The organism is Pseudomonas rosaeacicularis, from assembly GCF_057128745.1.
The window spans coordinates 61,015-73,692 of record NZ_JBSKHT010000020.1 but is presented as its reverse complement, the minus strand read 5'-3'; the positions used below and the strand labels follow the sequence as shown (position 1 = coordinate 73,692).

The following is a 12,678-nucleotide window of genomic DNA, read 5'->3' as shown; positions in this document are numbered from 1 at the left end:
CTTTTGGGCCTGCGCCCAAGACCTGAGTGTTTGACGCCATGGGCGAATTCGAGCTGATCCGCAATTACTTCGCCGCTGCGCCCTGTGCGCAGCCGGGCGAAGGTGTTGTGTTGGGGATCGGCGACGATTGCGCCCTGTTGTCGGTGCCGTCGGGTGAACACCTGGCGATCTCCACCGACACGCTGGTGGCCGGGGTGCATTTCCCTGACGCCTGCGATCCTTTCCTGCTGGGCCAACGCGCTCTCGGCGTTTCGGCCAGCGATCTGGCTGCCATGGGCGCCACGCCTCTTGCTTTCACCCTTGCTCTGACCTTGCCAGACGTTTCCGCTGACTGGCTGCAGGCATTCGCCCAGGGTTTGAACCTGACGGCACGAGGCTGCTCGATGCGCCTGATCGGCGGCGACACGACGCGCGGGCCTTTGAGCATTACCGTCACCGTGTTTGGTCGAGTCCCTTCAGGTCTTGCTTTGAAACGCAGCGGCGCCAAGGTTGGCGATCTGCTGTGTGTGGGCGGCCCGCTCGGTGACGGCGCCGGTGCTCTGCCACTGGTGTTGAACCAGCGCAGCACCGAGGCGTCTACCTCACAGGCCTTGCTGGCGCGTTATTGGTCGCCAAAGCCGCAATTGGCGCTGGGTCAAGCATTGCGAGGCAAGGCCACGTCGGCACTGGATATTTCTGACGGGTTGCTGGCTGATTGTGGGCATATCGCTCTGGCGTCCGGTGTTCGGCTGGTGGTTGAGCGGAACAAGGTGCCGATGTCTGACGCGCTATTGGCGTTTTTCGGACGCGACGCGGCGCAGCAAGCTGCACTCACCGGTGGCGACGACTACATTCTGGCTTTCACGCTTGCGCCGTCATTTCTGCCTGATTTACTGGCCGAGGGCTGGCCCATCTCCGTCATCGGCCGGGTTGTTGAAGGGCAGGGCGTCACGCTCGTCGATGGCCTGGGCCAGGACGTCACTCCGATGATTCGGGGCTATCAACATTTTCGGGAGACACGGTGACAGATCATCCTAATCAGGTCCCGGCGGAAAACGTTCCACCGTCGGTGTGGACCAATCCCTGGCATTTCCTGGCCTTTGGCTTTGGTTCCGGCACGCTGCCAAAGGCGCCGGGCACGTGGGGCTCAATCGTCGCGGTGCCGTTCATTCCGCTCTGGCAGATGCTGCCGGACTGGGGCTACTGGCTGATGTTGGGCATTACTATGCTGTTCGGCTTCTGGCTGTGCGGCAAAGTCGCCGATGACCTGCGCGTTCACGACCACGAAGGCATCGTCTGGGACGAGATGGTCGGGATGTGGATCACCCTGTGGTTGGTGCCTGAGGGTTGGGTCTGGCTGTTGGTGGGTTTCCTGGTGTTCCGCTTTTTCGACATTCTGAAACCATGGCCGATTCACTGGATCGACAAGCACGTGCATGGCGGCGTCGGTATCATGCTCGACGACGTACTGGCCGGTGTCTTCGCCTGGCTGGCGATGCAAGGGCTGGTGTGGGGTTGGGCGAAGATGTGGGCGATGGGGTTTTTCTAAGCGTTCATTGATTCTGTAGGAGCGAATTCATTCGCGATGCGATGGCACGGCCAATGGACCTACATTGCCTGATCCGGCCCTTCGCGAATGAATTCGCTCCTACAGGAATGCGGACTTTCATCAAACTTCCCGATCTGTTTACCCCACAATTCAGCCTAAGCTTCTCCTGAAAGCTGCTGTTACAATGCGGCCTGCAAATCTCCAGTCCCCACACAGATCAGGAGCACACGGTGCCCGTCGTCTTTGTCGCCGCTTCCAAGCTGCCCACCCCTTTCGCGCAATTCACCATGAACGGTTTTCTCGAAGAGGAAAACGGGCGTGAGCACGTCGTCCTTACGCTGGGTGACGTGTCCGATGGCCTGCCGGTTCTGGGTCGGGTTCATTCGGAGTGCCTGACCGGTGATGCTCTGTTCAGCCAGCGTTGTGATTGCGGCTCCCAGCTTGAAGCGGCCTTGCGCGCCATCGCGGCCGAGGGTCGTGGCGTGTTGTTGTACCTGCGTCAGGAAGGGCGCGGTATCGGCCTGATGAACAAAATCCGCGCGTATGAGCTGCAAGATGGTGGCGCCGACACCGTTGAAGCCAACGAGCGTCTGGGGTTTGCCGCCGACCAGCGCGATTACGGCATTTGCCTGCCGATGCTCGATCACTTGGGCATTCATTCCCTTCGGCTGATGACCAACAACCCGCGAAAAGTTAAAGCACTGACCGAGATGGGCATCACCGTTGCCGAGCGTGTGCCGCTGCACACTGGTCACAACCCGCACAACAAACTTTACCTGGCGACCAAGGCCGGCAAACTCGGCCACATGATGGGTAACGAACACCAGAGTGAGGTCGACCCCGCGTGACACGGGGCAACGTTCGACGGCGTCTGGCAATTGCCTGGTGGTGGCAACTGCTGCTGACGCTGGCGCCGTTGTTCGTGGTTGCGGTCTTTTTTGGTAGCAACGACCCCGTCATTCATGTGCTGGCGATGCCGTTGTTCATCGCCGGTATCGCTTCGATGTTCGTGAGCCTCAAGCCGTTTGGCGTCTACAAACGCTCGCTGATCGCTACCGAGGCCGCGCTCAACACGCCTGAAGAACCTGCTGCGTGGATCAAGCTGGCTGCTGATCGCCGCGCTGCGTTTCTGGTAGCCGGGTTGCCCGCATGGATCGCTGCGTTGTCAGTGTTCGTCGGTCTGGAACCTGTGGCGCAGGCGCTGCTGGCGCTGTCGAGCGTGATTCTGCTTTATCTCTATCGCATCCCCCGCCAACTGGCCTGATGCGCTGGCTTCTTGGTTGTCTGTTGCTCTTGCTCGGTCAGGCCCACGCTGCCGAGCGAGTGATCAGCCTCGCGCCTTCGCTCACTGAAATAGTTGTCGAACTGGGCGCATCGGACCTGCTGGTCGGCGTGCTGGACGGCGGCGACCGTCCTCCTCAAGTTGCAGGCCTGCCCTCAGTTGGACGTTATGGTCAGCTGGAAATGGAGCGGTTGCTGAGCCTGCAGCCCGATTTGTTGCTGCTCTGGCCGGGCAGCGTCGCCGTCGCTCAGCGCGATCAACTGCAACGACTGAACATCCCCACCTACGTCGCTGAACCGCATGCGCTGGCGCAATTGGCCGATCAGTTTGAACAGATCGGCGAGCGCCTGGGTCGCTCCGATAGCGGCAGGTCCATGGCGGCACATTTTCGCCAACGGCTGGCGGATTTGCGTGCTCGTTATCAGCGCGATGTGCCGCTACGGGTGTTTTATCAGGTGTGGGACCAGCCGCTGTACACCATTGGCGGCGGGCAGATCATCAGCGATGCGATGACGGTGTGTGGGGCGCAGAATGTATTTTCCGATCTGTCTCAGCCTGCGCCGCAAGTCAGTCTCGAGAGCGTGTTGCAGCGAGATCCGCAGGTGATCGTCGCTGGCTCTAACAGCCAGCTGAACGCCTGGAAAGCCTGGCCGCAAGTGGCGGCCGTCCGTGATCAGCGATTGGTTGTGATTCCGGACAAAGGCCTGGAGCGGCCCAGTGGGCAGATGATTGAAGCGGTGGCGAAGCTGTGCGCGGCGATCGCCCCGGATCGCTGAATGGCGGTCGTTGACTCCGTGGGAGCGGACCTGTCCGCGAAAGCGATGTCTCAGGCGATAAGGGTGTGTCGGCTGAACCGGCCCCTTCGCGGAGAGGTCCGCTCCCACAGGTGTGAACGGGTTAGATAAAACTCATCGCGCCTACAGCTCCGGCGTCCAGGTCACGCCCAGCATCCACGTCCGGCCTTCCTCTCGATAGCCATAATTGGCGCCATCAAAACTGTACAGCGTGCGGCTGTAGCGTTTGTCCAGGGCGTTGTCGATCTTGAATTCCAGCTTCACTTCATCGGTGGCCTTCCAGCTGCTGCGCAGTCCGAACAGTGCGTAGCCGCCGATGGTTTGCTGGTTGGCCTCGTCGTTGTAACTGCCGCTCACCGCCTGCCAGCTGGCGCCTAAACCAAGGCGATCGAACTGCCGGTCCATGTCCAGATTCAAGGTGCGGCGTGCGCGGCGGTTCAGTGTGCGCCCGGTGTCGCGGTCGCGAGGGTCGATGATCGAGACGCCCAGATTTGCGTCCCAGCCCAGCACCTGCCGCTTGAGTGACGCTTCGAAACCGGTGATGCGCGCTGCTCCGATGTTCTCCGGGCGAAAATTGGCGTCCAGCGCGATAGCGTCTTTCAGGTCCGTGCGATACAGCGATGCCTCCAACTGCGTGGTTTCGCTCAAGCGACTACGCCATTGCAGTTCGTAGCTTTTCGAGTGCTCGGGCTTGAGGTCCGGGTTGCTGAAATCGGGGTAATACAGATCGTTGAACGTCGGTGCGCGAAAGCCTTCGCTGTAGGACAGCAGCAGGTCGTTGCGCTCATTTAGCGGCAACGTCAGTGTGCCGCTCCAGGTGTTTTGGCTGCCGAACTGCTGGTTCTGGTCGCGACGTACGCCCAGCTCGGTTGAAAAATTTTCGCCTTTGAACCGATGCTGCACGAACACGGCGCGGTTCCAGCGGCTGTCTTCGTCGAACGGCGTGCTGCTGTTGACCCGATCCTCGTACCAGTCGGCGCCGAGCATCAGGCTGTGCTGTTCGTTGAACGCCAGATCGTTCTGCCAGTTCACCGAATCGCGGTAAGTGTTGAACACGTAGCGATCAGTGCTCAGCTTATCGAAGGTCTTCTCGCGATTTTCGCTGTGGCCCAGTTCAAGCCGGGTTTTCCAATGCTCGTTGACGCGTATGTCCAGATAAGTGCCCAGGCTGCTGAGCTCAAAGTCGCTGTACTGCTGCTGGCCGACGCTGTTGAACGTGACCGGGTCGTACAGCCCGAATGGGTTGTCGAATTCGGTTTTGCCGCGATTATCCAAAGCGCTCATGCCGATCTCGACATCGTCGCTCAACTGGTGGCTGAGGTTCAGGCTCACCGATTTGCTGCGGTAGGCGTCGTGGTCACTGTCGCTGTCAAAAGACGGCCCTGTGCGGTCGATGCCTTGGGTCTCATCGAGACTGGCGCCGAGATTGAAGCGGGTTTGCGCGTCGCCCCCTGACAGCCCAAGGCTGCGTTGGCGGGTGCCGTGATTGCCGACGCCCATGTGCACCCGCGCCTGCAACGGTTGATCGGCACCACGGCGGGTGAAGATCTGAATCACCCCGCCAATGGCATCAGCCCCGTAAATGGCCGAACGCGAGCCCCGCAGTACTTCCACGCGCTCGATCTGATCAATGTTCAGATATTGCAGCGCGCTGTCGGCCGAGGTTGCGTTGGCGATGCGCACGCCATCCACCAACACCAGACTTTGCGCGGCTTTGGTGCCTCGAATGTAGATCCCCGGCAAGCTACCGCGTCCGCCGCTGGGTGCCACTTGCACGCCGGGCACGCGATTGAGCAGGTCGGTGACGCTGCTCGGCTGCAGGCGGTCGATGTCTTCGCGGGTGAACACGCTGTTGGCGGCCGTGCTGGCGCTGCGTTCTTCAACCTGGCGGTTGGCGCTAATGAGTACGTCGGGCAGCTTAAGCGCGTCGTCGCGGGAGGGCAGTTCGGCGAAGGCCTGGGCGCAGGGGAGTAGCGAAAAGGTCAGAGCAAGGCGGGACAGATTCATGATGTCAGGGCGTCTGAAAAATGGTTTCGCGAGCAAGCTCCCTCCCACAAGACTTTGGGGAGGCCATGATATGTGCTGCATGGAGAAAATTGGGTGGGAGGGAGCTTGCTCGCGATAACGTCAGCAGATTCGCAATCGATGGCGCCTGTTACGGCGCCTCGCGAACAAGTTCGCTCCTACAGGGTTTGCGTTAAATCGGTAGGATCTTTTGCAGGCGTTTAGTGATCGCCGCTTCAATCCCGGCCGCGTCCAGCCCGCATTCGGCCAGCATTTGCGCCGGTTTGGCGTGCTCGACATAGACATCTGGCAGCCCCAGATGCAGCACAGACTTGAGAATGTCTTCCCGCGCCAGAAACTCGCTGACCGCGGCACCCGCGCCGCCCATGATCGCGTTTTCCTCGACAGTCACCAGCAGGTCGTGGTCAGCAGCCATTTCCCGAACCAGCGCTTCATCCAGCGGTTTGACAAAGCGCATGTCGACGACGGTCGCGTCCAGTTTTTCGGCCACTATCAGCGCCTCGGCCAGTTGCACACCGAATACCAGGATCGCGACCTTGCTGCCAGTACGACGCACGACGCCTTTGCCGATTTCCAGCGGCTCCAGGCTGCTGTCGATCACCGCGTTCGGCCCGGTGCCGCGTGGATAACGCACTGCTGCCGGACCGTTGAACAGGTGCCCGGTGCTGAGCATTTTGCGCAGTTCGTTCTCATCGCTCGGCGTCATCACCAGCATGCCGGGGATGCAGCGCAGGAACGAAAGATCGAAGCTGCCGGCGTGAGTTGGCCCGTCTTCGCCCACCAGACCAGCGCGATCAATGGCGAACAGCACGTCGAGGTTTTGCACCGCGACGTCGTGAATAAGCTGATCGTAGCCGCGTTGCAGGAAGGTCGAATAAATCGCCACCACAGGCTTGGAGCCTTCGCAGGCCATACCGGCCGCGAGCGTTACCGCATGCTGTTCGGCAATCGCTACGTCGAAATAGCGGTCCGGGAAGCGCTCGCTGAACTCAACCAGATCAGAGCCTTCTTTCATCGCTGGCGTGATGCCGACCAACCGCGAATCCGCCTCGGCCATGTCGCACAACCACTGGCCGAACACACCGGAATACTTCGGGCCGCTGGCTGGTTTGGGCGCGGCGGCCGGAGCATCCAGCGGGTCGAGCTTGGTGATCGCGTGGTAGCCGATCGGATCGGCTTCGGCGGGTGCGAAACCCTTGCCCTTCTTGGTCACGACGTGCAGAAACTGCGGGCCCTTGAGGTCGCGCATGTTGCGCAGGGTGGCGATCAGCGTTGGCAGGTCGTGGCCGTCGATTGGGCCGATGTAGTTCCAGCCCAATTCTTCGAACAAGGTGCCGGGGACCAGCATGCCCTTGGCGTATTCCTCGGTGCGGCGGGCGATTTCCCACGCGCCGGGCAGACGCGACAGCACTTTCTTGCTGCCTTCGCGCATGCTCGTGTAGGTGCGGCTGGAGAGGATTTTGGCCAGGTAATTGGACAGCCCGCCGACGTTGCGCGAGATCGACATGTCGTTGTCGTTGAGAATGACCAGCATGTCGGCGGCGACTTCCGGCGCGTGGTTCAACGCTTCGAAGGCCATGCCGGCTGTCAGTGCGCCGTCGCCAATGACGGCGATGGCTTTGCGGTCGCTGCCTTGCAGGCGTGAAGCCAGAGACATGCCCAGTGCGGCGCTGATCGAGGTGCTGGAGTGGCCGACGCCGAAGGTGTCGTACTCGCTCTCACTGCGACGCGGAAAAGCTGCGACGCCGCCTTTCTGGCGCAGGGTCGACATTTTCTGACGACGCCCGGTGAGGATCTTGTGCGGATACGCTTGATGACCGACGTCCCAGACCAGCCGGTCGTCGGGGGTATCAAAGACGTAATGCAGGGCAATGGTCAGTTCGATAACGCCAAGGCCGGCGCCGAAGTGGCCGCCCGTCTGGCCAACGGTGTAGAGCAGCTCCTGGCGCAGTTCATCAGCCAGAGCTTCGAGCTCTGCTTCACCTAACCGGCGCAGGCCATCCGGCGTCACTGCACTGTCGAGCAGAGGCGTGGACGGGCGCTCGCGGGGAATCTCTTTGAACGTCGTGGGCATCAGGCGAATCGTTATCCGTAAAAGAGGCAGCAGTTTACCTGATGCATCCGATGATGCACACGAACTGCAACGGATGGATGTTCAGATTGGAAAAGCAGGAGCTTGGTTTCGGCGTCTGTAGGAGCCAACTTGTTGGCGAAGTGGGTCATCCGACGATAGAGACGTATCGTTCGAGATATTGCTTCGCGAACAAGTTCGCTCCTACAGGGGTGAGGTTGAATCAGCTACGGCGTTCGACGATGTACCGCGCCAGCGCCCGCAGCGGCTCGGCAGCCGAATTGAACGGGTGCAGCGCAGTCAGCGCCTGATTACGCAGCTCGAGGGCGTAATGTTTTGCCTCTTCCAGCCCCAGCAGCGCCGGGTAGGTCGGCTTATCGCGGGCAATGTCGGCGCCCTGGCGTTTGCCCAGGGTGGCGGTGTCACTCTCGACATCGAGAATGTCGTCTTGCACCTGAAATGCCAGACCGATGGCGCGCGCGTAGATTTGCAGCGCATCGAGCTGAACCTGACTGGCATTGCCGCTCGCCAAAGCGCCGAGCCTGACACTGGCTTCGATCAGCGCGCCGGTCTTGTGCCGATGCATGAACGCCAGCGCAGTCTGGTCAAGCTTGAGGCCTACAGAACCCAGGTCGATCGCCTGACCGCCCACCATGCCCGCGGGCCCGGCGGCTTGAGCCAAGGCACTAACCATGTTCAGACGCGTCTCGGCGGCCTGAGGCGTGAGGCGCGGATCGGTCAGCACGCTGAAGGCCAGACTTTGCAGGCCATCACCGGCCAGAATCGCGCAAGCTTCGTCGAAGGCTTTGTGAGTCGTGGGCTGGCCGCGGCGCAAATCGTCATCGTCCATGGCCGGCAGATCGTCGTGCACCAGCGAATAGGCGTGAATCAACTCAACCGCGCACGCTGCGCCGTTAGCCTCGTCCGCGTTACCGCCCAAGGCTTCGCATGCTGCGTAAACCAACAGCGGACGCACGCGCTTGCCGCCATTCATCACGCTGTAGCGCATGGCTTGATAGAGGCGGGTGAGATCAGGGCTTGGCGCGACAAACAGACTGTCCAGCGCCGCGTTGACGCGCGCCTGACTGAGGGCCTGATAGTCGGAAATCATTCGGGCTGTTCTGCGTCGAAGGGTTCCTCGGCCAGTTCGCCATCGCGCTCCAGCAGCACCTGAACCTTTTGCTCGGCTTGAGCGAGGGCACTTTGGCATTCGCGGGTCAGGCGGATGCCTTGTTCGAACGCGGTCAACGAATCTTCCAGTGACAGCTCGCCGTTTTCCAGACGCTCAACCAGCGTTTGCAAATCGGTCAGAGACTGTTCGAAATCCAATGCAGCTTTCTTGCGGGCCATGGCGGCTATTCCGGGAGACGTTAAACGGGCGCGACACTAGCAGAGCGGGGGCATTGGGGCAAATGAACGGCGCCGATCGGGCATGGCCGGGAACGGTCGCGGGACCGTGGCACATCCTTGTAGGAGCGTGGCTTGTCCCGCGATTACGGTGTGTCAGACGATAGATTTATCGCAGGCATAACGCAATCGCGGGACAAGCCACGCTCCTACAGGTATCTGCGTTGGTGTTCTAAATATCAGAATCCTTCAAGCACGATCTTGCCTTTGGCCTGATGGCTTTCAATCACCGCATGAGCACGACGCAGATTGGCCGCGTTGATGGTGCCGAAATGCTCGCCCAGCGTTGTCTTCAGCACGCCTTGGTCGATCAGGTCGGCGACGCGGTTAAGCAGTTCGTGCTGCTTGATCATGTCCGGCGTTTCGAACAGCGAGCGGGTGAACATCAGCTCCCAGTGCAGCGACAGCGCCTTGCGCTTCATCGGCATCACGTCGAGGGTTTTCGGATCATCGATCAGCGCCAGTTTGCCTTGGGGGCGCAGGGTTTCGATCAGCTGCGCAAAATGGCTGTCGGTGTGCGTCAGGCTGGCGACGTGGCTAACCTGGCCAACGCCGATCTGCTCCAGTTGCTCAACCAGCGGCTTGCTGTGATCAATCACGTGATGCGCGCCCAACTGCTTGATCCAGTCGCTGGTCTCAGCGCGGGAAGCGGTGCCGATCACCGTCATCTTGGTCAACTGACGCGCCAGCTGCACGAGGATCGAGCCGACACCGCCAGCGGCACCGACGATCAGCAGGCTGTCACCTTCACCGCCCCCTTCCTGCACGCCCAATCGATCAAACAGCAACTCCCAGGCGGTGATCGACGTCAACGGCAGGGCCGCGGCATTGGCGGCATCAATCGATTTGGGCTTGTGCCCGACAATACGTTCGTCCACCAAATGAAATTCGCTGTAGCTGCCGGGGCGAATGATGGAACCTGCGTAAAACACTTCATCGCCAGGCTGAAACAGCGTCACGTCACTGCCTACCTCACGGACGGTACCGACGGCATCCCAACCCACGACTTTCGGCTCGGTGGCGGCAGAGCCCGCGCGGATTTTGGTGTCCACGGGGTTTACGGAAATGGCCCGTACTTCCACCAATAGATCACGGGCGCCGGGGGTTGGCTTGGGCAGGTCCATGTCTATCAGGGCGTTAGGGTCTTCGATGGGCAGGCCGTGTTGAGTAAAGGCGATGGCTTTCATGAGGCTTCCTTTTCAAGGCGAAAGAACGTTCGAACGTCCGCAACGGACATTCATTCAAATCAGTGACGCCATCTTCACCTTCGCTGCGGAAAAGAAAAACCGGCAGAATGCGCGAACACTTTCACAGTTGGAGTGAAAATGATCCGCGTCGACGACCTCAATCTGTTTGTGCGCACGGCAGCGCTGGGCAGCTTTTCCAATGCCGCGCGGGAGGTGGACCTGCTGCCGGGACAAGTGGCGGCGGCCATCAAGCGTTTGGAGCGCGAGCTGGATATTCGACTGTTTGCGCGTTCGACGCGCAGCCTGCGCCTGACGCTTGAGGGCGAGCAATATCTGCCGACCGCGCAAACGGTGCTCGATGCGCTGAAAGATGGCCGGGAGAAATTGCGCCGGGAGAGCGCCGAATTGCGTGGCGTTCTGCAAGTGGCTGCGCCTTCGGATCTTGGGCGCAATATCCTGCTGCCGTGGCTGTCGGAATTTCGGCGGCAGCACCCGGCGCTGACGATGCGGTTCTTTCTGTCCGATCAAGTGGCAGACATGTTTCGCGATCCCGTGGACGTTGCCATTCGCTACGGTGTGATCGAGGACGCCCACTACATCGCGTTGCCCCTCGCGCCCTGGAACAGGCGGGTGTTGGTGGCCTCCCCGGATTACCTCGGACGTCGCGGTCGTCCACAAACGCCAGAAGATCTGCTACGTCACGACTGCCTGCTCTACACCTTGAGCGGGCGGATTCATGACAAATGGCGGATCGGTTCTCAGGTGCTGACAGTCACGGGACCGCTGTTCAGCGATGACGCCGACGTGGCCCGGCGTTGGGCGGTTGCGGGGGAGGGGATCACCTATAAATCCTGGCTGGATGTCAGCGAGGACGTGCGCACAGGGCGGCTGGAAGTGCTGATGCCCGATTATCCAGGCGAACCCACGCCGCTGAATCTGGTGTCCCCGCACCGCAAGCAGTTTTCTCCAGCGATTCAGCAGTTGCATTCGTTATTGCGCAGCCGGTTTGCCGAGATGCAAGCCGGGTTGCCGAAGTTGATTTAAATGCCTGCAGAACCTCTGTAGGAGCCAACTTGTTGGCGAGCGCTTAACGCCTTGTTTCAGGCACGCCGCCTCGCGAACAAGTTCGCTCCTACAGAAATTGCGCGTTTACAGGGATTGCCCGTTACTCAGGGAAATCCGCACTCTCGCTGACTTTGGCCCATTCGTCGAAATTGGTGCTCAGGGTTTTCAGCTTGTTCTGCGCGACGCCGACCGCAATCTTGCCCAGCAACAGGCGCAATGGCGGGTTGTCCGCGTTCACGGTATCGACGATGGCCACCGCCGCGCGCTTCGGATCGCCCGGCTGGTTGCCGCTATAGCTGCGTGTGGCTTCGGTGCGCTTGCCGGACGTTTCCTGATAATCGGCAATCGTGTTGCTCGCCTGATTGGCAGAGCGTCCCGCCCAGTCCGTGCGAAACGGTCCCGGCTCGACCAGCAATACTTTGATGCCCAAGGGCTCGACTTCCTGGGACAGCGATTCAGACAGCGCTTCCACGGCGAACTTGGAGGCGTTGTAAAAGCTCAGCGACGGAAACGCCACGAGCCCGCCCACCGACGAGATATTCACCACGGTGCCGGCGCGGCGCTCGCGCATACCCGGCAGAACGGCGCGGGTCATCTCTGTCAGGCCCCAGACGTTGATTTCGAACATCTGCCGCACTTCGCTGATGTCGCTTTCCTCGAACGCGCCGAAATAGCCAACGCCAGCGTTATTGACCAGCACGTCGATCTGGCCGAAACGCTCGGTCGTGGCTTTCACGGCGGCGTTTACTTGCTCGCTGTCGGTGACGTCGAGTTTGAGCACCAGTGCGTTGCCTTCGTGGCCTTTGACGATGTCCTCGACCTGCTGCGGATTACGCGCGGTGACGACTGTCGGATAGCCCAGGCTCAGCGTGTGCAAGGCCAGCTCTCGGCCAAAGCCGGTGGAGCAGCCCGTGATGAACCAGACAGGTTTTTGCGTCGATGAAGTCATGCCGGGATTTCCTCATTCAGAAGTGAGTTCCAGAGGGTGATGCTGCTTTGGATGCGACAGCCTGATCTGCGCAGGGTGCCATTGGCGTGGGATGACGCGCGGTCCTGTAGGAGCCAACTTGTTGGCGAGCCGATTTACGTGTTGCCAGACAGGCCGCCTCGCGAACAAGTTCGCGTCTACAGGTTCTGTCTTGGATCGAAAAATCAGCAACGCCTCAGATCCAATGTGGGCGAACCTGTTCGCGAATAGGGGAGTTCGGGCGATACAGATGCAGTGGATTCACAGATCCATTCGCGGACAGGTCCGCTCCCACGGGTTGTGCATCTGCCTGATACCTCGGCAGGGCCACGGGCAAATCAGAACGCCGCAC

The 12,678-nt window shown here is 60.6% G+C and carries 12 protein-coding genes; 6 read left to right on the top strand and 6 right to left on the bottom strand.

Going from position 1 to position 12,678, the window contains the following annotated elements; all coding sequences use genetic code 11:
* Positions 1-38: 38 nt before the first annotated feature.
* The 5 genes from thiL (at position 39) to ACWKWM_RS24080 (ending at position 3,586) form a co-directional block, all read left to right on the top strand.
* Entirely contained in the window at positions 39-1,004 is a 966-nt protein-coding gene (thiL, locus tag ACWKWM_RS24100) for a thiamine-phosphate kinase (RefSeq protein WP_483848553.1), read from the top strand.
* Positions 1,001-1,528, top strand: coding sequence for a phosphatidylglycerophosphatase A family protein (locus ACWKWM_RS24095; RefSeq protein ID WP_483838135.1), 528 nt, complete (start codon positions 1,001-1,003; stop codon positions 1,526-1,528). The genes thiL and ACWKWM_RS24095 overlap by 4 nt, the downstream gene beginning before the upstream one ends.
* A gap of 230 nt (positions 1,529-1,758) precedes the next feature.
* On the top strand, positions 1,759-2,376 hold the full coding sequence (gene ribA / locus ACWKWM_RS24090) for a GTP cyclohydrolase II (RefSeq protein WP_483848552.1): 618 nt from the start codon (positions 1,759-1,761) through the stop codon (positions 2,374-2,376).
* Positions 2,373-2,792, top strand: coding sequence for an MFS transporter (locus ACWKWM_RS24085; RefSeq protein ID WP_483848551.1), 420 nt, complete (start codon positions 2,373-2,375; stop codon positions 2,790-2,792). Before ribA ends, ACWKWM_RS24085 begins: the two co-directional genes overlap by 4 nt.
* Positions 2,792-3,586, top strand: coding sequence for a cobalamin-binding protein (locus ACWKWM_RS24080; protein ID WP_483848550.1), 795 nt, complete (start codon positions 2,792-2,794; stop codon positions 3,584-3,586). Before ACWKWM_RS24085 ends, ACWKWM_RS24080 begins: the two co-directional genes overlap by 1 nt.
* A 141-nt stretch (positions 3,587-3,727) precedes the next feature.
* On the opposite strand, the gene ACWKWM_RS24075 is transcribed toward ACWKWM_RS24080, so the two are convergent.
* The 5 genes from ACWKWM_RS24075 to ACWKWM_RS24055 form a co-directional block, all read right to left on the bottom strand.
* Positions 3,728-5,611 (bottom strand): TonB-dependent receptor domain-containing protein, encoded by a 1,884-nt coding sequence (locus ACWKWM_RS24075; RefSeq protein WP_483848549.1) that lies wholly within the window; start codon positions 5,609-5,611, stop codon positions 3,728-3,730.
* Positions 5,612-5,801: 190 nt separating this feature from the next.
* The gene (gene dxs / locus ACWKWM_RS24070; RefSeq protein ID WP_483848548.1) at positions 5,802-7,703 is read right to left on the bottom strand and encodes a 1-deoxy-D-xylulose-5-phosphate synthase; all 1,902 of its coding nucleotides are present in this window, start codon (positions 7,701-7,703) and stop codon (positions 5,802-5,804) included.
* A 220-nt stretch (positions 7,704-7,923) separates the two neighbouring features.
* A complete protein-coding gene (gene ispA, locus ACWKWM_RS24065) occupies positions 7,924-8,811 on the bottom strand; it encodes a (2E,6E)-farnesyl diphosphate synthase (protein WP_483848547.1) in 888 nt (295 codons plus the stop codon).
* A complete protein-coding gene (locus ACWKWM_RS24060; RefSeq protein ID WP_062384761.1) occupies positions 8,808-9,050 on the bottom strand; it encodes an exodeoxyribonuclease VII small subunit in 243 nt (80 codons plus the stop codon). Before ACWKWM_RS24060 ends, ispA begins: the two co-directional genes overlap by 4 nt.
* 236 nt (positions 9,051-9,286) lie before the next feature.
* On the bottom strand, positions 9,287-10,294 hold the full coding sequence (locus tag ACWKWM_RS24055; RefSeq protein ID WP_483848546.1) for a zinc-binding alcohol dehydrogenase family protein: 1,008 nt from the start codon (positions 10,292-10,294) through the stop codon (positions 9,287-9,289).
* A gap of 138 nt (positions 10,295-10,432) precedes the next feature.
* Here ACWKWM_RS24055 and ACWKWM_RS24050 point away from each other — a divergent pair, with 138 nt between their 5' ends.
* Positions 10,433-11,338, top strand: a complete 906-nt coding sequence (locus tag ACWKWM_RS24050) for a LysR family transcriptional regulator (protein ID WP_483848545.1) — start codon at positions 10,433-10,435, stop codon at positions 11,336-11,338.
* A 121-nt stretch (positions 11,339-11,459) separates the two neighbouring features.
* Here ACWKWM_RS24050 and ACWKWM_RS24045 read toward each other — a convergent pair whose 3' ends face one another.
* Positions 11,460-12,308 carry an oxidoreductase gene (locus tag ACWKWM_RS24045; protein WP_483848544.1) on the bottom strand — a complete coding sequence of 283 codons (849 nt, stop codon included), beginning with the start codon at positions 12,306-12,308 and terminating at the stop codon, positions 11,460-11,462.
* Positions 12,309-12,678: the final 370 nt, after the last annotated feature.